This window comes from Ruegeria sp. F5, assembly GCF_056533845.1.
Window position 1 is genome coordinate 352,007 of the sequence record NZ_JBQFOU010000002.1, and the last position, 23,445, is coordinate 375,451.

The 23,445-nt window shown below is 54.1% G+C and carries 17 protein-coding genes; 6 read left to right on the plus strand and 11 right to left on the minus strand.

Annotated elements, in window-relative coordinates; genetic code table 11:
- Positions 1–90: 90 nt before the first annotated feature.
- The 11 genes from ACR0K1_RS04125 to ACR0K1_RS04175 all read right to left on the minus strand — a co-directional run bounded on the left by ACR0K1_RS04125 (position 91) and on the right by ACR0K1_RS04175 (position 15,635).
- Positions 91–3,363: a type I restriction endonuclease subunit R gene (locus ACR0K1_RS04125; protein WP_480848888.1), complete on the minus strand. Its 3,273-nt coding sequence runs from the start codon at positions 3,361–3,363 to the stop codon at positions 91–93.
- The gene (locus tag ACR0K1_RS04130; protein WP_480848890.1) at positions 3,360–4,778 is read right to left on the minus strand and encodes a restriction endonuclease subunit S; all 1,419 of its coding nucleotides are present in this window, start codon (positions 4,776–4,778) and stop codon (positions 3,360–3,362) included. The genes ACR0K1_RS04125 and ACR0K1_RS04130 overlap by 4 nt, the downstream gene beginning before the upstream one ends.
- Complete coding sequence (locus ACR0K1_RS04135; protein ID WP_480848892.1) at positions 4,778–7,015, minus strand: type I restriction-modification system subunit M; 2,238 nt, start codon at positions 7,013–7,015, stop codon at positions 4,778–4,780. The genes ACR0K1_RS04130 and ACR0K1_RS04135 overlap by 1 nt, the downstream gene beginning before the upstream one ends.
- A 146-nt stretch (positions 7,016–7,161) precedes the next feature.
- On the minus strand, positions 7,162–7,584 hold the full coding sequence (locus tag ACR0K1_RS04140; RefSeq protein WP_480848894.1) for a hypothetical protein: 423 nt from the start codon (positions 7,582–7,584) through the stop codon (positions 7,162–7,164).
- Between the two features lie 85 nt (positions 7,585–7,669).
- Entirely contained in the window at positions 7,670–8,281 is a 612-nt protein-coding gene (locus ACR0K1_RS04145; protein WP_480848896.1) for a recombinase family protein, read from the minus strand.
- Positions 8,282–8,585: 304 nt separating this feature from the next.
- A complete protein-coding gene (locus ACR0K1_RS04150) occupies positions 8,586–9,635 on the minus strand; it encodes a retron St85 family RNA-directed DNA polymerase (RefSeq protein ID WP_480848898.1) in 1,050 nt (349 codons plus the stop codon).
- A 449-nt stretch (positions 9,636–10,084) separates the two neighbouring features.
- Positions 10,085–10,876 carry a hypothetical protein gene (locus tag ACR0K1_RS04155; RefSeq protein ID WP_480848900.1) on the minus strand — a complete coding sequence of 264 codons (792 nt, stop codon included), beginning with the start codon at positions 10,874–10,876 and terminating at the stop codon, positions 10,085–10,087.
- Positions 10,873–11,106, minus strand: coding sequence for a hypothetical protein (locus ACR0K1_RS04160; protein ID WP_480848902.1), 234 nt, complete (start codon positions 11,104–11,106; stop codon positions 10,873–10,875). The genes ACR0K1_RS04155 and ACR0K1_RS04160 overlap by 4 nt, the downstream gene beginning before the upstream one ends.
- A 172-nt stretch (positions 11,107–11,278) precedes the next feature.
- Positions 11,279–12,334 carry an AAA family ATPase gene (locus ACR0K1_RS04165; protein ID WP_480848904.1) on the minus strand — a complete coding sequence of 352 codons (1,056 nt, stop codon included), beginning with the start codon at positions 12,332–12,334 and terminating at the stop codon, positions 11,279–11,281.
- Positions 12,335–12,520: 186 nt separating this feature from the next.
- Positions 12,521–14,002: a hypothetical protein gene (locus ACR0K1_RS04170; protein ID WP_480848906.1), complete on the minus strand. Its 1,482-nt coding sequence runs from the start codon at positions 14,000–14,002 to the stop codon at positions 12,521–12,523.
- 1,018 nt (positions 14,003–15,020) lie between these two features.
- Entirely contained in the window at positions 15,021–15,635 is a 615-nt protein-coding gene (locus ACR0K1_RS04175) for a TetR/AcrR family transcriptional regulator (protein ID WP_480613582.1), read from the minus strand.
- A 139-nt stretch (positions 15,636–15,774) separates the two neighbouring features.
- Here ACR0K1_RS04175 and ACR0K1_RS04180 point away from each other — a divergent pair, with 139 nt between their 5' ends.
- The 6 genes from ACR0K1_RS04180 to ACR0K1_RS04205 all read left to right on the plus strand — a co-directional run bounded on the left by ACR0K1_RS04180 (position 15,775) and on the right by ACR0K1_RS04205 (position 23,344).
- Positions 15,775–16,239, plus strand: coding sequence for a (2Fe-2S)-binding protein (locus ACR0K1_RS04180; RefSeq protein ID WP_480613580.1), 465 nt, complete (start codon positions 15,775–15,777; stop codon positions 16,237–16,239).
- Positions 16,240–16,242: 3 nt separating this feature from the next.
- A complete protein-coding gene (locus tag ACR0K1_RS04185; protein ID WP_480848908.1) occupies positions 16,243–18,429 on the plus strand; it encodes a xanthine dehydrogenase family protein molybdopterin-binding subunit in 2,187 nt (728 codons plus the stop codon).
- A 135-nt stretch (positions 18,430–18,564) separates the two neighbouring features.
- The gene (locus ACR0K1_RS04190; protein ID WP_480848910.1) at positions 18,565–19,884 is read left to right on the plus strand and encodes a glutamine synthetase family protein; all 1,320 of its coding nucleotides are present in this window, start codon (positions 18,565–18,567) and stop codon (positions 19,882–19,884) included.
- A 59-nt stretch (positions 19,885–19,943) separates the two neighbouring features.
- A complete protein-coding gene (locus ACR0K1_RS04195; RefSeq protein ID WP_480613574.1) occupies positions 19,944–20,624 on the plus strand; it encodes a type 1 glutamine amidotransferase in 681 nt (226 codons plus the stop codon).
- Complete coding sequence (locus tag ACR0K1_RS04200; protein WP_480848913.1) at positions 20,624–21,982, plus strand: glutamine synthetase family protein; 1,359 nt, start codon at positions 20,624–20,626, stop codon at positions 21,980–21,982. The genes ACR0K1_RS04195 and ACR0K1_RS04200 overlap by 1 nt, the downstream gene beginning before the upstream one ends.
- A gap of 57 nt (positions 21,983–22,039) precedes the next feature.
- On the plus strand, positions 22,040–23,344 hold the full coding sequence (locus tag ACR0K1_RS04205) for an NAD(P)/FAD-dependent oxidoreductase (RefSeq protein ID WP_480848915.1): 1,305 nt from the start codon (positions 22,040–22,042) through the stop codon (positions 23,342–23,344).
- Positions 23,345–23,445: the final 101 nt, after the last annotated feature.

Genomic DNA, 23,445 nt, shown 5'->3' on the forward strand with positions numbered 1-23,445 from the left:
AAAACTTCTGTGGAGGGCAGTAGGTCAACTCATGGGAGCGAAAACTGAAAGCTCTTCGTAAAAACCAAACCCGAATCACCTTGTGAATTCTTAGGTTTTTCTCTTTTCTCTGCGATCCCGCTTAATGAATTCGTAGATTATATCAGCGAACACACTTCCCTTGTCCGGCATCGACAGAAGAGTTGTCATCTGTTTTTGATGTGCCGCACTACTATCCAGGATGGCGTCTTCGACGGCTTTCTGGAAATCGCCAAGCATCGCTTGCTCTTTGGTGTTGTTGGCAATCTGGGTCATGACCCTACTGTTCTCACGGACTTTGTCAGAGATTGTCTGGGCATAGTTGACCATGTCGTCATCGGTTAGACCGTCGCCGGCAAACAGATCATTCAGATGCTCAATAATCTGCGACAGGAATTCTTCCGCCTTATCCTTAGCAACACCGCTCCCGAGCCCTGAGCCTGGCTCCAGTCCTTCGTGCCCTCCGACTGCCAGAGACAGGTTTTGCTGCTTCAGCTTGGATAACCGGTAGTGGCTGAGGGCCACATCTTCCAAGTCAATAAACTCGTCATCTACGTTCGCCTCTCTAAGGAGGGGACCCAGATTTCGAGCAAATAGGCTGAGTTTTTCGAGATCCTTGTCATCATAATCAACGATCTGGGAAATAAACTCATAGAAGCGAACAAAGGTGCCGAGATCCTTTTTGAAGATCTCCAATGCGTCCTTTTCTTCTTTACATTCTTTGAAGTGCTTTTCGGTGTTGGCAATCAAGACCGCGTCACCAGATTTCTTGGCGCGTTCGAAGGTCTCATAAGCGATTTTGTATGCCTCTACCGCTGACTTGTATCTGCTCGTCCATCTTTCGACGGCTGGCTTACAAATGTTAGAGATCGCTGCATTGCTTTTGTTTTTTTGCAGATAGGCTTCGCAAAACTGTTCAACTTCCGACCATTGAAAGATGCCAGACGCTCTTAGTTTTTCAGAAAGGTCATAGACAAGGTTGGGGTTCGAAACATCGATGAGCTCGGCAGTCTGGTAGTATTCCTGGAAAGCGCTCAGGATGTCTTCGGGCTCATTGAAGAAGTCCAACACATATGTTCCGCTGATTTTCTTACCTGGGTACACGCGATTGAGCCTCGACAAGGTTTGCACACACTCCACGCCAGCCAGCTTTTTGTCTACATACATGGCGCACAACTTGGGCTGATCGAAACCAGTCTGGAACTTGTTGGCGACGATCATCACCTGATATTCGTCGGTGTCGAACACCTTGCGCATGTCACGCCCTTTCAGACCGGGGTTCATACTGTGCTCGGAGAACTTCTCTCCGACCAGACCGGCAGCATTCGGATCGTTCGATTTGAACTCGACCTCCCCCGAGAACGCCACCATGGCATGGATCTTATCGTATCCCTTGTCCTGAATGTACTTATCGAAAAGCAACTTATAACGAACAGCCTCTTTACGAGAACTTGTGACAACCATGGCCTTCGCCTGTCCACCAAGAAGGCCCATGATGTTGGCCTTGAAATGCTCAACAATAACCTGAACCTTCTGGGAGATGTTATAATCATGCAGCCGCACCCATTGGTTCAGCTTGACTTTGGCCTTCTTGGAATCGACCTCCTCATCGGCTTTCTGCATTTTTAGCGCGAGGTTATAAGCCACCTTGTAACTGGTGTAGTTCTTCAGAACATCGAGGATGAACTCCTCCTCGATGGCCTGCCGCATGGAATAGACATGATAGGCCTGCGGCAGGTTCGTTTTGGAAGGAGGTTCCGCGGGATTGGGCGTACGCCCGAACAACTCAAGGGTTTTGGTCTTTGGCGTAGCTGTAAACGCAAAATAACTTAGGTTAGGCAATGCCCTGCGAGACGCTACTGCCGCATCCAGAATATCCTCCGAGGTCATCTCCTCGCCGTCTTCCGTTGCATCAATCGACAGTACTTCCTTCAACTGCCTTGCGGTCGATCCTGACTGCGAAGAATGCGCCTCATCCGCGATGATCGCGTAGCAGCGCTCTTTCAGGCTTGTGCTGTTCTCAATCGCTTTTAGCACGTAAGGAAAGGTCTGGATCGTCACGATGATGATGGGCTGCGACGCTTCTAGCGCCTTCGCCAGTTTCTCGGACTTCGACCCATCCCCTTCCTGACGATTGATCCGTCCCACAACACCATCCGCATGCTCGAACTGATAAATGGTTTCCTGCAACTGGTCGTCCAGCACAGTCCGATCTGTAACGATGATCACCGAGTTGAAGGTCTTATCGCCTTTTCCATCATAGAGTGACGCAAGCTGATGCGCTGTCCAGGCAATCGAGTTTGACTTGCCCGACCCTGCACTATGCTGGATCAGGTACTTGTTCCCCGGCCCTTCATCTCTGGCTGCGCCGATCAGTTTTCCGACCACATCCCACTGATGATAACGCGGGAAGATCATGGTTTCTTTCTTGTACTTCTTCCCCTGCCAGTCCTCTTTCTCCTCGATCTGCAAATGCATGAAACGGGCGAGGATGTTCAGCAGATTGTCGGGTTGCAGCACCTCTTGCCAGAGATAGCCGGTAGCGTATTCGTCCTGGTTTTTGGGAACGTCATTGCCTGCACCACCTTCCCTGGTGCCTTTGTTGAAGGGTAGAAAGAACGTGTCAGTCCCATCCAGACGGGTGGTCATGTACACTTCGTACTGACTGACCGCGAAATGCACCAAAGCACCACGTTTGAAAGTCAACAGCGGTTCCGGCTTTTTTGTAGCAGGATCAACAGGAAGGCGGGTCTTCTTATACTGATTTACGGCATTCTGAACGGATTGCTTGAACTCGGACTTCAGCTCCAAAGTCGCAATCGGCAGACCGTTTACAAACAGAACCAGATCAATGCGCCACTTCTTGGCTTGTGTGCCGGTCTCGGCCAAATGTTCGTCCGTGGCATAAGGGGAGTAGACCAATTCCGGCACCACCCTCAGGCGGTTTTGTTTGTAGCGGGCAAGCGTATCCGGGTTTAGATCATGTTCCGGTTTGAACTGGCAAAGCTTGAACTTGGCGTTGCGGTCCTTGATCCCGTGGCGCAGCACACCAAGGGTGCCAAAGGTGCGCAACTGGGTGTTGAGCGCATTTGGATCGGCCTTTTGCAACTGGTTGACAACCCGGTCGAGCAGCTTGCCCTCGGGGTCTATGGGATAGTTCTTGGCATGCTTCTGCCATTCGGCATCCTGCGTGTCTTTGACAAAACCCAACAGGTCCTCGGGATAGAGCGCCCGTTCACGGTCAAAGTTAGCAGGTGATCCCAACTGCCACCCAGCCGCGATCATCTGCTGGATCATCTCGTCCTGAAACACGATTTCCCTAGCCTTGCCGGTTGAAATATTCATGCGGCTTCTCCCTGCGGCGTTTCGGCGTCAACAGGAGGACGCCAGTCGCGGACGTCGATCTTGCCTGTTACGGCGGCAGAGATCAGGGCTTTACGGCGTTCTTGAAGGAGCGTGATCGCGCATTGAGCTGCCGCTGCTCCCTTTGAGAAGCTTTCACTTTTGGCCTTCACCCAATTAAAGATCTGAATTTGCTCATCAAGTTCAGGCAACACGAACTGAAGGTTTGCAATTACACTTGTATTAAGCCCACTCAAAATCGCGCCGCGCTTGTTGAGTTCAAGCTGAGCGCCCACGAACCCAGCTTCGGACAGGCACAACCTAATAAAGGGAGGGAAAGCCAGAGATTTAGTCAATTTCACTCGAATAGTGTCGCTGTCTGCTATTCCCTGAGGCCCGTCCTTCGGAAATATCTGACAGTTTCCGATGCTCCCTTTTCGAGTGAGAACTAGATCTCCTGGTTCTAGCTTATAGCGTGATAATTCCTGAAATCGCGCTGCTGAAACGTATCTATCTCCAATGTTGAAATCGGCCTTGATGGTGTTTTCTTGGCCAAACAATTTATAGCCCGTATTCCGCTCTTCCAAGTTAGTGAGCATACCGCCGAACGGTCCCATTTGGATCCCAACCGCATCCAAGCAAAGATATTTGAATGGCTTCACTTCCCAATGCGCTGGCACGTCACCGAGCCAGTCTATGCCTGAGGGGCGCATGGGGGCGTTGGGGTTTAAACCCTTGGTCACAGCATGGCTGATCACCGCCTGACGTTTCTCCTCCAACAGCGCAATCAACCGCAACTGCTTGGCAATCAAGTCATCAATCTTGGCTGTTTCATGATCGAGAAAGGCTGAGATTTGGCTTTGCTCAACAAGAGAAGGGATTACAAGTTGAAAATTTCCTATGGCTTGTTGTGATATCCCTAAGAAAGTAGCACCTGTTCCATTTACCTTAATGTAGCCCTGAAAAAAATCCGTCTGCACAAAATAATACATAAATCTAGCATCATAAGAGGGCTCTTCTTGTGAAATCTGCGGACGAAACAGAAGCAAATGGCTATTTAAACAAGCCTTGTCGGGAAGATCATCTACATACGCTAACTTTCCCATAGCTGCGCCATCTTTCATAAGTAGAAGATCGCCTTCAGCAAGTTGAATATTGCTGTCTAATTCATAGCGCTCCAACGAAACATGGGGACACTTATCCCATTGAATTTTGTGCTCGCTGAAGTGTGCACTACTAACGACATAAGGCCCATCTTCGATGTACTCATCCGCTTTCAATCCCTGCCATCCAAGGCGCCCTTTTAGGGAAGAAATATATTTTATTCTGGTTGAAACATCCCAATGCTTCGGCACATCCCCAAGCCATTCCACCCCAGAAGGCTTGAACTCCTTGTAGGCCTGATACCGCCCCACCATCACGCATGCACCTCTTGCAGAAGCTTCATGATTTCTGCGCTGACTGCATCCAGGTCGGCATCAATCTCGGCCAGATCACGCGGCGGCTCGTAAATGTAGAAATGCCGGTTGAACGGGATTTCATAACCGACAATCCCGATTTCTCCGTCAATCGCATCCACCTTGCTGCCATCAATCCAGGCGTCCGGCACGTGGGGAGTGACCTCCGCCGCGAAATAGGCTTCGTTCACTACGTTCACGCTTTGTGAGGGATCGAGCGGCACATTCTCATAGTCGCGCAGATCGCCATCGGGTTTGTATTCAATGGTCTGGCCTTTCACCTCAAACAGGCCATAGATCGGGTTCGGTCCAGTATCTTTGTGCACCTTTTTGATGACCTTCTCGGCCTTGGGGTTTTTCCAACTGACGGCGGCCCTGATCTGCTTCTTGGTTAGCGTGTCCAACCGAACACCGGTTGCCTTCAGCGCCTTGTCATAAAGATTCATGTCATCATGCTGATCAGTGCCGATCTCTAATTTTAACTCCCTGGCCTTTTTCAGGAATTCCAACTGTCGGCGCCATGTATTCGGTTCCAGCGCATCCTTGATCTGCGTCTCCTTCAGCTCGGCAAACTCAGTCTTGATATGGGTGCGGATTTCATCCTCGTGGGCGTCGAGAACGCCATAATTCGCGCCCTCCTCATCCCAACCTTTGCCGTAGGCCTCATAGATCCAACGGGTGATCGCATTCAGCGGCTTGGGCGCAAACCGAAGGGTTTCGATGCGATCATCACTGAACTGATAACTCTCCCGCAGTGGGCGTTCGATGGTCAGGCGGCGGTAACCAAATTCATGTGTTTCAAAGATCTTTGAGGCGAATGTACTCGTCTCCTCCGCGGCAACCGCCTCAAACCCTCCGAAACAACGGGTGATCGTTGCAATGTGGCTGTCCTCAAGACGTTTGCGCTTGGACCCGAGGGATTTGCGCATCTTTCCAAACAGATCGACACCGTTGATCAGCTGCACATTGCCCTTGCGTTCAGGAGCCTTCTTGTTGGTCAGCACCCAGACATAGGTGGCAATGCCTGTGTTGTAGAACATGTCCGTTGGTAGAGCGATGATCGCTTCCAACAAATCGGACTCCAAAATGTGTCGACGAATTTCGCTTTCGCCCGAACCTGCGCCCCCTGTAAACAATGGGGAACCGTTCAGGATGATACCAATGCGCCCTCCCCCCTTGTCCGTATCCCGGAGTTTGGAAATTAGGTGCATCAGGAACAGCAGTGATCCGTCCGAAACACGAGGCAAGCCCGGACCAAAACGCCCGTCAAACCCTTTGATCGCGTGCTCGTCCTTGATGTCTTTCTCGATCTTCTTCCAATCCACTCCGAAGGGCGGGTTTGAGAGCATGTAGTCGAAATTGTCGCTCGCCAGCTGGTCCTGCGAAAGAGTATTACCCAGCTTGATATTGGTAACGTCCTGACCCTTGATCAGCATATCCGCTTTACAGATAGCGTAGCTTTCAGGGTTCAGTTCTTGCCCAAAGGCGCGCATGACCGCGGCTGGGTTCAGTTTCAGGACATACTCCATGCCTGCGGAAAGAAAGCCTCCTGTGCCAGCAGTAGGATCATAGATCGTACGTATGATACCTTCTTTGGTGAGGGCTTCGTCATCTTCCATAAATACAAGGGATGTCGTCAGATCGACGATGTCACGGGGGGTGAAGTGTTCACCGGCGGTTTCATTCGAGCTTTCCGCAAAGCGACGGATCAGCTCTTCGAACACTAGCCCCATATCATGGTTCGAAATGACTTCCGGCCGCAGATCAGCGCTTTTGACTTGCTGAACGGCCTTGTAGAGCAGATTGGCATCATCCAACTGGGCGATGAACTCACCGAACTTGAAGTGTTCAAAGATTTCACGGGCGTCGGTCGAGAAGCTCTGGATGTAGCTTTCTAGGTTATCCTTGATCCCGCTAGCGCCAAGAGAAGCGAGATCCATCTTGGAGGTGTTGTAGAAGGAGAGTTTAGAAGCCCGGAGCAGGATTTTCTCCTTTGCCTCCTCTGGTAGTGGTGAGTTTGCCAGTTTGTCAGCCTGAGCCAACACTTCGGCTTTGTTTGCTTTCAGAACGCACTCAAGGCGGCGCAAAAGCGTAAAGGGCAGGATTATTCGGCCATACTGGCTCTGCTTAAAGTCACCACGGAGAAGGTCGGCAAGCGACCATATGTAAGAGGCAAGGTTGTTTGTGGATTGAGACACTGAATACCCTAGGAATCTGCTTCGATCTTTTTTCAAAGAACCTAAAGCAACCTCGGGCCGGAAGTATAGGGCGAGACGTCTCGAATTAAGTAAACCAGTGGATGATTAGCGAGCGAGCTATGCCGCGATGTTTGCGCCGTGGAAACTTACTTGATCTGGTTCAGCATTTTCAGAAACATTCTCTGATCACCGATCATCGCAAGGTAATTGAGGTAGATAGGCCGAACGTCCACTGGCACATTGGGAGCATGTTTCCAAGCGTCCTCTTCGACCCTCGTCAAATCGCCCAGCTTGTCCGAAATCAATGTTGAAGGCACTACCGATTGCGACGCTGCTTGGGCTTCAAACCAAGCGGACCCTCCATCAGTTCTCTGGCTATGTAGGTTTCCCGACGTTCTTTCTGCGGCCCGCCTCTGAGACAACCAAGACAAAAACGTTTTTTCGCCAATCTGCCAACGGCCGTGATTATCTTTGTATGCATAGATACTCCCCAAGGCTATCGCCCGTTTTATTGGGTTTTTGGTGGTGCCCGCCAGGAAGCAGGCATGCGGCATTGATATGTATCCCATGTTTCATTCCTAAAGTTTCAGGCAATCGGCCCTGTACCTTAGGTTGTCGAGAAGTCGAAAAATGCAATCCACGCCAAACTTGAAATTAACCTGTCTCTGCCTGCTGTCTTTTCTCAGGAGCCAACATGCCAGGCCGAACTTGAAATCCCAACTCCTTCCCAATTGCATACACGGTACTTCTGGAGATCTGCATTTCTCTGGCAATTTGAGCAACAGGCAGTCTCAATTCCAAGCGGCGCCGTACATCGTCTCGGTTCACAGCAGGCTTCCGGCCTTTGTACTTCCCTGCGGCCTTAGCCTTGGCGATGCCTTCCCTCTGCCTTTTCCGGATGATCGACCTTTCGAATTGTGCAAACGCCCCCAACAGGTGCATTTGTAATGTTGCCGCAGCATCATCTGTATCTGGATTGCCTGAGAACTTAAGGTTTTCACTGATGAAGTGAATGCTTGCGCCGGACTTGCTGATAGTTTGAACGATTTCCAGAAGGTCAGTCATAGAACGTGCCAGGCGGTCGATGGACCAAACGTGGACTTCATCACCGACCCACAAGAAATCCAATAATTTGGCTAGCTCGGGGCGCTTCATAGATCCGCCAGGAACTTTCTCTTCAAAAACACGATCACAATAGCTCAGGTCTTGGCGTTCAAGGTTCTGTTCGTTGGAACTTACGCGTCTATACCCGATATTTCTGGCCATAGTTTTACCTCTGTTCACTTTACCCTTAGAACTTACTCGGAATGCGTTAATTTGAAGTGAAAACCACCCTAATTGAACACTCCTCCATAAAATTCTCGACCACTTGGACTGTTGCCTTAGGGTCCACTCAATTCGTACATCACTGAAGCTCCCAGGCCACGACTGGCGTCGTGGTAGCAAAAACCCCAAAACCCTCCTCTTGGAGGAATAGCCGGCTCCGGAAATTCATCGCGCGGCTTAAATTGAGCGGACGTTCATGAATCCTGGGGTTTTTGAGAGCTGTAGACCAGTTCAGGTGCTAGACCTATTTCTGATCAGCTTGTTGGCCAGCAAGCAAGGTATCGGCAGCTTTCAACAACGCTTTCATTTGCACAGCGTCGGGAAATTGCAAAGCGTAACCCCTCAGCCCTAGTAGGTAAGCAATGTCTTCCTTTTCGAGGTTAGGTTTTTTACCTAGTGCATGAAGCCGTGCTCGACTGTTTTTCCTCCACTCCACTGGTGGCTGAACAAACTCACCGCAGATGAGACCGGTCACTTCTTTTCGACTGCCTGAACCAGAGTATCTAGTTTTTGCGGGCTTCAACTGAAAGCCGGCATCCTTCAGAAAACTTTCGACTTTCATGTGAAAGCCTGCCTCGATGAACTCATTACTGCTAAACGTTAAGTCATCGGCATACCTAGAATACTTCATTCCGTTTTCTGTCGCTAATCCCAGTAGTTGATCATCAGTCTCAGATAGGACGAGATTTGCTAGACTAGGGCTGGTTGGAGCGCCTTGAGGCAGGCAACCATCAAGGGTGCAGAGGTCGGAAAGCGTTTTGGAAGTATCGGAATTGTATCCAAGGTTTCTAAAAATATCTTGAACCTGGGTCTCTGTAACAGTGTCAAAAAAAGACTTGATATCGACGTTCAAAATGTGTTGGGAGCCGGAGTGAAAGCGTGCATTGTCTTGAATCGATTTATCACGACAGAAGCCGAAGGCTTGTTTGTGGGTGGGCAGGTTGCTCAGGATGTTTTCAAGGATCCACCACTGAATCACTTTAAGATAAACCCTAGGAGCGGATATCTCTCGATCAGTTCCATCCTTCTTTTTGATTGAGAAAGACCGATAGTGTTTATTTTTGTTTTTTACTATAGAAACAATAAGTTGAGGCCCAAGCCCCAATACGATGGCTATGTCAAGTGAAGTAAAGAGTGGTGCTATGTTCCGTTCACGAAATTTTTGAAAATGGGCGTCGTTAAGTTTAGAATTCTCCGAACGCAATATCGCTTCAACGTGCCTGAAGTCGTTTGGAAAGTGGTAGGAGCGAGTCGGCATCTCAGAAAATCCAGTCCAGAAGACTGCCTTGAGCACGTGGATTGAAAGGATGCTCGGGATTTGTGGATTGATCCGGAAATCCGGAGCATCCTTTCAATCCACGAGCCCTTATGAAGTTAACCTGTATACCTGCTCGCCGAAACAGCGAACAATCTGATAGTGAAGCCAACTCGCGGCTCATTTGTACTTCTTCCTTTGGTCTTTCATCAAGAAAATTCTGAGGTTATCGAGTTCTTTATGAAGGCCGTCGCGCCGCACCAACTCTCGCCCCTTAGACGTCAGGAAATATGTCCCTCTTCGAACTTGAAGAGTGTACCCATGTAGCCTTGCGAACGAATGGGCTTCTCTAAAAGCTCCAGAAGCGAGTAAGGCTTCACTTACTTCAGGAGGAAGTACTTCTGGAGCAAATCTCTCTACGTCTTGCACTCGTCCAGGCTGGATAACAGCCAGGACTGCCAAGTAAGCAAACAAAGGGTCTGGTACACTCATCCTTCCAACCTAGACTGAAGCTGGATCCGGGTTTTTACTCTTGCCGAGTAGTCTCTGACGACTTCAAAACAGCCTTCCACATCTCTGTAATCAACATTTTTGACTGTTGAACCAAGCGCCATTGCACAGGCAACTGGCCCAGTATTGAGGTATCCCCTGCTCTTTTCATATGTAACATCAACAAGAATGATCATTTTCGCGCAAATTTCCTTCTTAAGGCTGAAAGCGCCGATTTCGGCAAAAGAACCTGGACTATCAGGGATCATCACAACAAGAGAGGCTTCATCTCTTGCATGGCCAAGCTCGGCCTCAGCCGAATTGTGGTACGCTCCAGTACCGGCTTTAAAAGAGTCAATCGCTTCAGGATAAGTTCCTAAGCTAACTGCAAAATTCTCGCTTTTTAGACGGTGAAAGAGTTGAAACCGCAGAATGGATGCTGCTGAACTTCTCGACTGGTTTTCATCCTCAGGCTCAATGAATGGCCCCGCTAAAAAAACAGTCACGGGCTTCTCGGTTTGTCGGGCTGCAAGCTTCAGCGTTTCTGCATTCAGAGTGCGCCTAAGCGCCGGGCGCGAATTGCCTTCGGCAACATTTTGGTCATCAGTTAAAGCACTTACCTGAGCGCCAAGGATCTTTTCCTCAGGCTCTGGACTTGTCGATACGTAATAATTGTTTGTGACTGACTGATCGACAATATTCCCGTCGCCGTTGATACCAGACGATTGGGTATTGCCTGGTTTCGTAGACCTTGAAAACATTTTTAGGAAAGACGGTATAGCGATCTTCATTGATCACTGCTGCCCTCACCGCCATTGCTTTCTATGCTCTGATTGACGCTGTTTCCTTGTCCAGAGACTTTTGCGCTTTGATTGATGTTAGTGGACTGACTCTTTCGCCAACGCAGCAAACCAACGACAGCCACAACAGCCGCCACAATCCCTGCAATCCAATACGCTTGTTCTAACATCCAAGTTCCCTTGCATCTATTTTGTCTGAGCAAAAACATTCGGTAGCTCATGGCGAGTCAGACGCTTGCCCCGAAAATTGCCTATAGGGTATCCCCGCTTTTGCAAAGAATCCAGAATAACCTGTGGTGGATCGGAACGATTCAACCTACAGCCGCAAGTGGTGGGCGCCACCGTGATAAGATGAAGATTTGAGCTGACTGCCGTCCCTATTTTCCTTGTAATCTAGTGTTTCAACGGCAGCGTCTCCAACCGCTGCATTTCCTCCAGCAGCCTGACAACCATACGAACGCTGCCAGTGCTGCTCCATCTAGAATCTCGAACGACCTTCAGGATCTGATCGACGCAATCTTCAGGAAGCGCGCGCCTTGTCACTTCCTTTTTCACGAAGACTTCCATTTGGGTCTTGTTTGGAGGATTAACCTGGATTGCACGAACGCGAGACCGCAGCAGTGAGGGAAGGAGGCTGACATCATTTGCTGTTAGCAACCAGTTGATCCTGCTCATATCAAACCCAACTTGAAGGTAAGGACAGTGCCAATCGACCGCGGAAACCGGTTCCAGCAGCCCAAGCAAAGCAGCATGCATGGATGTACTATGACCGCTAGTACTAACCGCAGTACCGGCCTTATCTACTTCGTCGACAATAACAATCGGGTTGGCGATTTTGGTGTCTAACATGGTTTTCAATGGACGCCCACATTCGGCACCACCCCATCCGCGGGACAAGCCAGCAACAGGAAACCCTTCTGAGCTTGCTCCTCCATCAATATGAACTACCGGCAGCCGCGAGAGTTTCGCAATCCGTCGGACAAGGTGCGTTTTTCCAAGGCCAGCACCTCCTACCAATACCGTGGGCGTCAGCTTCAACCCAGGACCATACTCAATCACGTTATGACGCATATCCAACCACAGCTCGTTGATGACCTGCCTCATCCACGGCATCTCGGCATACAGTTGTGCTGCAATCTCATCGACATGATGTTCCGTCGAGGGGCCACCCAAGACAACGCCATCGGTCACCGGTTTCAACATCTTTTTGTCGGCTCTAGAAAGATGACGGCCCTGGGAGTACTTGCCGCGTGCTTCAATAATCTTCTTTGTGCGCCGGCGGATCTTTTCAATATCCTCCCAGGCCAAGCGCTTTGAAGCCCCAAGATCGCCTTCCGTGCATTTGGTAAGCCTCACGTCTTCAAGATAACTACGCAGCCGTCTTTCAATGTCTTCGTCGTCTGTCTCAAACAATTTGAGGTTAGTTAGCAAAGGAACAGTTTTTGGCATGCGAACACCCCTATAAAAGCGTCGCAGAGGATAGTTTGCATGGAGAGACCCTCAGAAACTAACCATCTGCATTCAATAGACTTCGATCAGCAAAACTGCTGCTCATATCAAATGAATGCGGATCCGGTTTCTGCTCATACGCTTCAAGTATTGCGTCCTGTTCAAAAATTCAACAGGCCGACGATATTACTTCTGATTTGCCTCAGGTAACGCGTTCCCAGAAATTTCGTTGAGTTTTTCTGCCAACCATCTCTGGGACAGACGAAGCAATGAGCCAGAACAAGACCAAACCCACTTCAGCGTTCGCAGAAATTTAAGCCAAAGACGTTGCTTAACTGCACTTTTGCCCGTTCTCCTTTTGGCGGCAGCCTGTTCGCGGTTGATCTCTTGAAGAACTGTGACGATTTCAGGGCTGCAAGTTATCGTGCAATATTGAACATTACTCTGGTCCAGGAGGTCCGTGAGTTCCTTGGCAAAGGGTCGGATGAATTCTTTCAGAGAATACTTGCAGCCTGCGTTCGCTTCCCATCTCTCCAATGCCGCGGCATTCACGACATCAACCGTACTGATGTTTCCGAACCTGTTTGGCATACCATCTGACGAGGGCGTGAAATTCTTCACAGTACTCCAAACTCCCTTCCGCCCACCTGGAAGCGTAACGCTGTCTGAAATGCCACACAGGATGTTCTGAGGTTCACTTGGAACACCGTCTGGAAGGCTTTTCATGCATGGTTCACTGGCCTCTTTTTCGAAGCCGCCACTATTCCCATGCATGTTCCTGCGGGCGTTACATTGGTTTGATTTCTCAGCCTTGGATGTAGCCTTGCGCTTTTTCTCAAATGCAGCATAGGCGCCCCGCGTTCTGGACACCCGTTTCTTGACCTCACCGACAAAGAGACGAAATTCTTCCGCATGACCAGCTTGCGCCATTTTGTGTGCAGCTAGACAGGGCTTGAAAATATAGCTGACAACACGCCCAACATGGTCCCGATCCACCACCGAAGCTTCACAGCTCACAGAGCAAAAACCTGCGCTGATGATGTATTCGCGCAGCCAAGTCTGGAAATCCTCAATCTTCAACATTTCATCCCAAGTGGCGATGGCATGAAAATGCGGATGAAATGTTCTAGATGCTGGGTCGTAGGGAAGCTCAAGGCGAAAGCTGGCGATCTGGACAGCATCGCCAAACATTTCAGTCAACGCCTGTTCGAATTGACGCACTCTTTCAAAGTAAAGGTCAAATTCGCCTTTTAACTCGGCCACCCTCACTCTGTGCTTGGACGCCGGCAAGGTCAAAAACAAGTACTTCTCGCAGGAATGTTGGTCGACGTACCTTGCGAAACTCCGGACGCGTTTCCGAGTGTCGGCAACCGCAACCGATGGCAGGTGTTTGCTGTTCTTGTATGACAGCTTATTGGTAACGGCGAGATTTATGCCGGGCGGAAGCGGATGGAGTACTTGCGTGAGCGCTTTGCTGTTTGGGCGCAGCAAATCCACTCCAACCTGTTTGCCAAAATTAGCAACCTCGTAGCTCATCCGACGATATTTCATTGAGCCAGAGCTGAACTTGAAGCCTCCTAAGTACTCGGCGCGTTCACCAACTTTTTGCAACTGTGGAAATGTTTCCAAGGCCCATTCTATGGCTTCGGCAAACGTCTCGTCATCCATGATTAATCCTGCCATCAATCGGCAAGTCTTCATCACGTGCACCAGTGCGCTTGCCGCAAGGCAAGGAATAATGGTGCATCATTTCGTAGAGTTTAAAGAAACCGTTAACGGCTGAGACTGCTGGCTATTCTGAGGGTTCTAATGAGGGAGAGCCGAAAACAAAAACTTAGGGCGTCCTACCCTTACTCCATCCAAAAGAAACCAATTTCCATTGGTTGGAACACATTTTCCACAGGCCCGTTTGCCAGCTATTTTTTGTTTGGATCGAAGCGACCAGCCGCTTCCTCCGCCTTTAAGCCAGCTTCCACAAGAGCTCGGATCGCGGCAGAACGTCCATAGATTTCACGCTGGTGTGTGTACCTCCGAATGAGCGCTAACTCATCCTCAGTCATTAGTATTTGAAGCCGTTTGGGCGGTCTGTCTGATAGTTTTTCCATGACCCCAATGTGCCACCATACACACAGTGCGTCAAATGTTGACACGCCGGATGAGTTATTATACACACTATACACACAATAAGGATTAACGTTTCAGGGAGGAAGCCATGCTTTCATATTTTCAGCTTCAATTTCATCGAGCCCATGAAATCTGTGTGGTTTTCCATGTTTGCTACGTCGTGTATGAATTCGCTCACAAAGCGCATGTGATTTAGGTTTCACACTGGCGTTGATAGCGCCACAATACTGAACCGGTATGCCAAAAGTATGCCAAAAACCAAAAGTGCTGAAGAAACCCCAGCAAAATAAGCCCATTCAGACTATGTAGGTCCAATCCATCATAGGTGCCACGCTCAGGCGAGCGGCAATTTTCAGATTATTTTTCAACCCACTACCCTCACAACGGCCAACTGCCCCTGCAGCAATATTCCCCGGTATCTCCCAATGTCGGCGCAGGCGTCCGACTCGCGCGCGCTAGGCTTTAACACATTCTTTTTGGGAAACAGACCCGAAGCATATTCCGGTCGGAGATTCAATTCACAAGACGCAGATGCCGCGTGATGGCCATCGCCTGCAATCGCTCACCCATTCGCGGCGATGCCATAGCGACTGATCATCATCTCGACGCTGTTCTCAATCGTGTCAGCCATCTCGGACTGGCTTAGAACAGAGCCCGAAAACAGCAGCGGCCAGAAGGCACGGGCCTTGATCAGACCGATGAACTCGCGCCCGGCTTTTTCCGGGTCGTCGATCTGCAACTGGCCGTCTGCGGCGGCGTCCCGAAGCATGGCAATAAAGGCGGCGGTCTTGTCCAGCCTGCCCTGCGCCTCGGCCGCAAGAACCGGGTTGCGCAAAGTTTCGCTGATCACCATCCGGGACATCGCCATCACGTCCGGCGACATCAGAATGCGGCCCTCAGCCCAGGCGAGCTCGGTCAACTGCTCGCGCACATCACGCCCTTTTTCGTACCGGATTTCCACCACTTCGGCAAAGCGTCTGGACAGCTCGATCACGATTGAACGGAACAGATTTTCCTTACTTTCGAAATACTTGTACAGCGTACGCTTGGACACCTCGGCCTGGGCCGAGATGCGATCCATGCTGGCGGCGGCAAAGCCCTTTTCCTGAAACTCGGCCACGGCAGCTTCGATGATCTGCGCGTGCTTCGACGCATTGGGTGCGCTGCATTCACTCATGTCAGAGCTATAGACCCATTGACGGGTCGTGGTCAAACGCCAGGTAAACGCAAGAGTTTACAGGCTCGATTTTCTGTGCCACTAGTAAACCCGTGAGTTTACCGACTCAGGTAACCAGCCCAACATGGAGATCCCCCTCATGCCACTCACACTGAAACTGAACGGCGAGACCCACACGGTTGACGCCGAACCCGGCACCCCGCTTCTGTGGGTGATCCGGGATGAGCTTAAGCTGACCGGAACCAAATTTGGCTGCGGCGTTGCGTCCTGCGGTGCCTGCACCGTGCATCTGAATGGCGAGCCCGTGCGCTCGTGCCAGACCTATGTTGAAGACGTCGAGGATGCTGAAATCACCACGATTGAGGCAATCGGAGACGACAAGGTCGGGGCCGCTGTCCAGCAGGCCTGGGTCGAACTGGACGTGGTGCAGTGCGGTTACTGCCAGTCGGGTCAGGTGATGTCGGCGGTGGGTCTGCTGTCCGAAAACCCCAAGCCCAGCGCCGAAGAGATCGACAGCTACATGCACGGCAACGCCTGCCGGTGCGCCACCTATCAACGTATCCGCGCCGGTGTCCAGCGCGCGTCCGAAATTCTGGAGGCCTGATCCATGACCATCAACACCTCTCGCCGTGGATTTCTGAAAGGGGCCGCAGCTGCCGGTGCCGTTCTGCTGGTTGGCGCCCGTCCCGATGGCGCGCTGGCGGTGGCGTCGTCCGAAAGCGCCATGTTCAATCCGTTCGTGAAGATTGACGCCGATGGCACTGTGACCGCCATCGTCAAGCACTTTGAAAAGGGTCAGGGCCCTGCGACCGGTCTGCCGACGCTGATCGCCGAGGAAATCGGCCTGACCATGGATCAGATCGAGTACGAATTCGCACCCTCTGATCCCAACGTCTACAACAATCTGGCGCTCGGTCCGTTTCAGGGGACCGGCGGCTCGACCGCGATGGCGAATTCCTGGCTGCAATACCGTCAGGCCGGTGCCGCCGCGCGCGAGATGCTGATCAACGCCGCCACCCAAAGCTGGGGCGTGGATGCTTCGGGCGTCACCATCGAAGACGGTATCGTCAAAGCGGGCGACAAGTCGGCACCGATTGCGGAGTTTGTGGCTGCGGCTTCGCAACTGGAGGTCCCGGCTGAGCCACGCCTGAAGGACGCGTCCGAGTTCCGGCTGATCGGCAATGAAGCCGTGCGGCGCAAGGACTCGGCGATCAAGGGCAATGGGCAGGCAATGTACGCGATGGATGTTCATCTGCCGAACCAGATGGTCGCCATGATCAAACGCCCCGAGGCCCGCGGCAGCATCGCCCTTGGCTTTGACGACAGCGCGTCGAAAGACGTCAAAGGCTATATCAACGCTGCCGTTCTGCCCAATCAGGCGGGCGTTGCGGTTTATGCCGAAAATACCTGGGCCGCGATTCAGGCACGCGATGCGCTTGACGTCGAATGGGACCTGTCGGGCGCGGAAACCCGCGATTCCGACCAGATCAAGGCCGAGATCATGGCCGCGCTGGACGCTGAGCCGACGTTTAACGTCAACAAGGCAGATGTCGCGGCAGTGTCGGCGGCGATAGACGGGGCGGATAAGGTCATCGAAAAGACCTTTTACTTCCCGCTGCTCGCCCATGCGCCGATGGAGCCGTTGAACTGCACCATCGAACAGACCGCAGATGGTGACATCGTCCTGCATGATGGCGCGCAAATGCCGACCGGGCCGCATATGGCCTATCAGCAGATCTTCCAACTGCCGGCTGAGAAGATTCACATCAAGACAATGCTGGCCGGTGGCTCTTTCGGGCGTCGCGCCACACCGGATGCGGATTATCAGGTCGAGGCTGCTTTAGCCTTTGTTGTCACCGACCGTACGCGCCCGGTGAAACTGGTCTGGACGCGCGAGGATGATATCCGCAGCGGCTACTACCGCCCCGCCTTTGGCCACAAGGTGCGCGTGGGTCTGGATGCGGATGGCAATATTGTCGGATGGCAGCATCAGGTGGCCGGGCAGTCGATAATCAAGGGCACCGCGTTCGAGGCCATTGCGGTGCATGATGGCATCGATCACACCTCGATCGAAGGGATCGGCGACAGTCCCTACACGATCCCCGGCATGGCGGTAGGCTTGACCGATACGCCCAAGGCGACCTCGGTTCTGTGGTGGCGGTCGGTGGGGCATACCCACACGGCCTACGCGATGGAAACGATGATGGACCTTGCGGCACAGGCCGCCGGTCGCGACCCGGTTGAATTCCGGCTGGCCCATCTGGCTGACGACACCGACGCGGACCAAAAGCGCAAGGCGGGCGTGCTGAAACTGGCGGTTGAAAAGGCCGGTTGGGGCAACGCGCCAGCGGGCCGGGCGCAGGGAGTCGCGGTGCACAAGTCCTTCGGTTCCTACGCCGCGCAGGTGGTCGAAGTGTCCGGCGACCCGGAAAACGGCATTCGGATCGAAAAGGTGACCTGCGCCGTGGATTGCGGTATCGCCGTGAACCCGGACGTGGTGCGCGCCCAGATGGAGGGTGGCATCGGCTATGGCATCGGCCATGTGATGCGTGACCAGATCACGCTGACCGGTGGCACCGTGGACCAGTTCAACTTCCCGGATTACGAGCCGCTGCGGATCGGTGACATCGCCGCCATCGACGTGCATATCGTGCCGTCCGCCGAAGCGCCCTCGGGCGTTGGGGAGCCCGGCACGCCCCCGTCCGCCCCGGCGCTGGCAAACGCGATCAACGCCCTGTCCGGGGTACAGGTCGCCGAAATGCCGATGGCAGAGAACGGTGTTAACTTCGTCTGACCCTCTGGTCCCCGCGCCCTGGCCACAAGGCGCGGGGATTACCACTCAGGGACCCGTCATTAAATTTGATCAAATTTAGTGACAAGCGCGGGCGGCTCCAGTACATCTCGGAAAACGAGAGCAACGGAGGCCCCCATGGACCTGAGCGCCCTGCACAGTTTTCGCGTCGCCGCCTGTGACCTGAACGGTCAGTTGCGGGGCAAACGTGTGCCGCCTGCATATGCCGACAAGCTGGACAAGGGCGCGGTGCGGATGCCGCTTTCGGCGCTGAACGTGGATTTGTGGGGGGCTGACATCGACGGCAGCCCGCTGGTTTTCGAAAGCGGGGATGCCGATGGCGTTCTGCGGCCCACCGAACGCGGCCCCGTCCCGGTGCCCTGGCTCGACGCCGAAACGGCCCTGGTGCCGATGTGCCTGTACGATGACACGGGCCAACCCTTCCCCGGCGATTCCCGGCACGCCCTTTCCGCCGTGCTGGACCGCTACGCACAGCGCGGTTGGTCCGTGATCGCCGCGACCGAGCTGGAGTTCACGCTGATCGACGCCTCTGGGGCGCAGCCGCAACCTCCGATCAACCCGATCACCGGGCGCAGGCTGTGCGATGAGGCGGTCTTGTCCGTTGCCGAAATGGACGCGTTCGAGGCCTTTTTCACCGACCTCTACGATGGCTGCGCGGCAATGGGTATCCCGGCCCAAACCGCGATCTCGGAAAGCGGCATCGGCCAGTTCGAGATCAACCTGAATCATCAGGACGCAATGCGCTGCGCCGATGATACATGGCTTTTCAAGGCATTGACGCGCGGTTTGGCACGGAAACACGGGTTCTGCGCGACCTTCATGGCCAAGCCCTATGCCGACGAAGCGGGCAACGGGATGCATGTGCATTTTTCGGTGCTTGATCGGGATGGGCGCAACGTCTTCGATGACGGCGGTCCAAAGGGCACGGACCTTCTGCGTTCGGCCGTGGCCGGGTGCCTAGCGGCCATGCCCGGCAGTACGCTGATCTTCGCACCACATGGCAATTCCTACACCCGCCTCGTGCCCAGCGCCCATGCGCCAACCGGGGCAAGCTGGGCCTATGAGAACAGAACCGCCGCCATTCGCATCCCCGGCGGCGCCTCGGCTGCGCGGCGTATCGAGCACCGCGTTGCGGGCGGGGACATCAACCCGTATCTGATGCTGGCAGCCGTTCTGGGCGCGGCTCTGGTGGGGATTGAAGATGGTTTGAAACCCCCTGCCGCAATCTCGGGCAATGCCTACGACATCAAGGGCCTGCCGCAATTGGCCAGTGATTGGACCGCTGCCGTTGCGGCCTATGAATCAGACCCGATGGTCGCCCGCCTGTTTCCGCCCGACCTGATCCGGTATATGGCTATGACCAAGCGGCAAGAGATCGCGCGCTTTGCGGACCGCCCCGCCCAGGACCACTGGCTGAGCTATCTCGAGGCTGTCTGACCCCACTTGCCCGACCAAAACAACTCGGGTAGGCTAAATTTGATCAAATTTGGTGAACCATGAAAATCGGTATTCTACAAACCGGCCACTCTCCTGATGGGTTGAAAGACGAATTCGGGGATTATGATGAACTGTTCCCGGCGCTTCTGGACGGCAACGGATTCGACTTTGAAACCTTTGCCGTTGTCGACGGGGTGTTTCCAGACAGCACAGCGGATGCGGATGGCTGGCTGATCACCGGATCACGGTACGGCGCATATGAGGACCTGCCATGGATTCCGCCGCTCGAGCAGTTGATCCGCGACATCCATGCCAGTGGCAAACCGATTGTCGGCGTGTGCTTCGGCCATCAGATCATCGCGCAGGCCCTTGGGGGCCGGGTCGAAAAATTCTCGGGCGGGTGGTCCGTGGGGCGGACTGAGTATGACTTTGACGGCAAAAAGGTCTGGCTGAACGCCTGGCATCAGGATCAGGTTGTCGAGACCCCCGAAGGAGCGGAGGTCGTAGGGCAGAACGACTTCTGCAAGAACGCGATGCTGTCTTATGGCGATACGATCTGGACGGTTCAGGCCCATCCGGAGTTTTCGAACGATTTCGTGACCGGGCTGATGCGGACGCGCGGCAAGGGTCTTGTGCCCGACACTCTGATGGAAGCCGCCACAAACCGGCAAACCGCCCCGGACGACAATGCCGGGATCGCCCGCTACATGGCCGAGTTTCTCAAGAAAGCGAGGGCCTGATGGCCGACTGGACAGATCAACTGCCGCAGGCAGCGCGCACCTATATTGACGGGCACCGACTGGATGAGGTCGAATGCATCATCTCGGACCTGCCCGGCATCGCGCGCGGCAAGGCGGTGCCTGCGTCGAAATTCGCCAAACAGGCTTATTTCCATCTACCCGACAGCATCTTCTACCAGACCATCACCGGTGACTGGGGCGAGGCCGCAGGCGAGGACGGGTTCATCGAACGGGACATGATCCTGAAGCCCGATTTCTCGACCGCATCCGCCGCACCGTGGACCGGCGACTGGACGCTGCAGGTGATCCATGACGCCTATGATCGCGACGACAAGCCGATCCCGTTCAGCCCGCGCAACGTGCTGAAACGCGTCGTGCAGCTGTACCACGACAAGGGCTGGAAACCGGTTGTCGCACCGGAGATGGAGTTCTTTCTGGTCGCCCCCAATGTGGACCCGGCGCAGGGGATCAAGCCGATGATGGGCCGCTCGGGTCGTCCGGCGGCAGCCCGGCAGGCCTATTCGATGACCGCAGTGGATGAATTCGGCCCGGTGATCGACGACATCTACGATTTCGCCGAACATCAGGGGTTCGAGATCGACGGCATCACGCAGGAAGGCGGGGCCGGTCAGCTTGAGATCAACCTGCGTCACGGCAATCCGGTAAAACTGGCTGATGAGGTGTTCTATTTCAAACGCCTGATCCGCGAGGCCGCCCTGCGGCACAACTGTTTCGCCACTTTCATGGCAAAGCCGATCGAGGACGAGCCGGGCTCGGCCATGCATATCCATCACTCGATCATCGACATGGAATCCGGTCAGAATATCTTTTCGGGTCCTCAGGGCGGCGAGACGGATGCGTTTTACAATTACATTGCAGGTCTTCAGAACCACCTGCCCGCGGGGCTGGCGGTGATGGCGCCCTATGTGAACTCGTACCGGCGCTACGTGAAAGACCATGCCGCGCCGATCAATCTGGAGTGGGCGCGCGACAACCGTACGACCGGCATCCGCGTGCCCCTGTCGGGACCCGAGGCGCGGCGGGTGGAAAATCGCATCGCCGGGATGGATTGCAACCCGTATCTGGGCATCGCGCTGTCGCTCGCTTGCGGCTATCTGGGCCTGACCCGGCAGGAACGTCCGCGCCGCCAGTTCTATGGCGACGCCTATGAGGGCGATGGCGACATCCCGCAGGTCATGGGCAGCGCGCTGGACCTGTTCGACGAAGCCACCGCCTTGCACGAGGTTCTGGGCACCGAATTTGCCCGCGTTTACGGGATCGTAAAACGCGCGGAATACGAAGAGTTCCTGCAGGTGATCTCTCCTTGGGAGCGAGAGCATCTTTTGCTGAATGTCTAGGCCTGTGGGACCGTTCGGAATGTCCGTATTTGGCACGAGAAGAAGCCGGGGCGCGGCATGAACCTGCTGTATTCCAATGACCGAAAGGCCGAGTATCCGGCCAGTTGGTACGCGGCGACGGCCAATCCGATGGACCGGTTTCCGGTGTTGGGACGCGACAGTAAGGCGGACGTCTGCATTGTCGGCGGCGGTTATACCGGTTTGTCGGCGGCGCTACATCTGGCCGAGGCGGGGTTTGACGTTGTCCTGCTCGAAGCGCATCGCGTGGGTTTTGGCGCGTCGGGCCGAAATGGCGGCCAGCTTGGCAGCGCGCAGCGGATGGATCAGGAGGATCTGGAGCGGCTGGTTGGCGATGACGATGCCGCCAAGCTGTGGGACCTGGCCGAAGATGCCAAGACGCTGGTCAAATCCCTGATCTCGCGCCATCAGATCGACTGCGATCTGAAACCCGGCGTCGCCAACATGGCGCTGAGCGATGGCGAGCGGCGGGAATTGCATGAACACGCCGCGCATCTGTCCGGACGGTACGGGTATGGGCAGATTGAACCGCTGGACGCGGAGGCAGGCCATGCGTTGTGCCCCTCGCCCGCCTATGAAGGTGGGTATCTGGATAAGGGGGCGGCCCATTTGCACCCTTTGAACTATGCGCTGGGTCTGGCACGGGCCGCCGCGCAGGCGGGCGCGCGTATCCATGAGGGCACCGAGGTTCTGGACATCGAACAGGGTCCCCGCGCCACCGTTCGGACGGCGCAAGGCACGGTCACCGCGGATCACGTCATTCTGGGCTGCAACGGGTATCTGGGCGGTTTGAGCCCGCATGTCGCGGCGCGGGTCATGCCGATCAACAACTTCATCGCCGCGACCGAACCGCTGGGGGCGGATGCGGCCAAGATTCTGACGCAGGACGTGGCCGTCGCCGATACCAAATTCGTGGTGAATTATTTCCGACTCAGCGGTGATGGCCGGTTGCTGTTTGGCGGTGGCGAAAGCTATGGCTATCGCTTCCCCTCGGACATCGCCGCCACCGTCCGCAAGCCGATGGCGCAGATTTTCCCGCATCTGCGCGATGTGAAGATCGACTATGCCTGGGGCGGCACGCTGGCCATAACCATGCGGCGGATGCCCTATCTGGCGCGGGTTGCCCCCAACATCCTGTCGGCGTCGGGCTATTCCGGTCACGGCGTCGGCACGGCCACCCATGCCGGTCAGCTTATGGCCATGGCCATTCAGGGACAGGCCGAAGGCTTCGACACTCTGGCCCGCGTGCCCGCTCTGCCCTTTCCGGGCGGTTCTGCGCTGCGCAGCCCTTTATTGGTGCTGGCGATGACGTGGTACGCGCTGCGGGACCGCTTGGGGATCTGACCCTTCTACCATTGCGACAATTTGGTGAAATTTCGCCGACCCGGCGAAAGGGGACTTGGCATCGGCGGGCTCTTCGATTTAGATAAACAAAAGTTAGAATT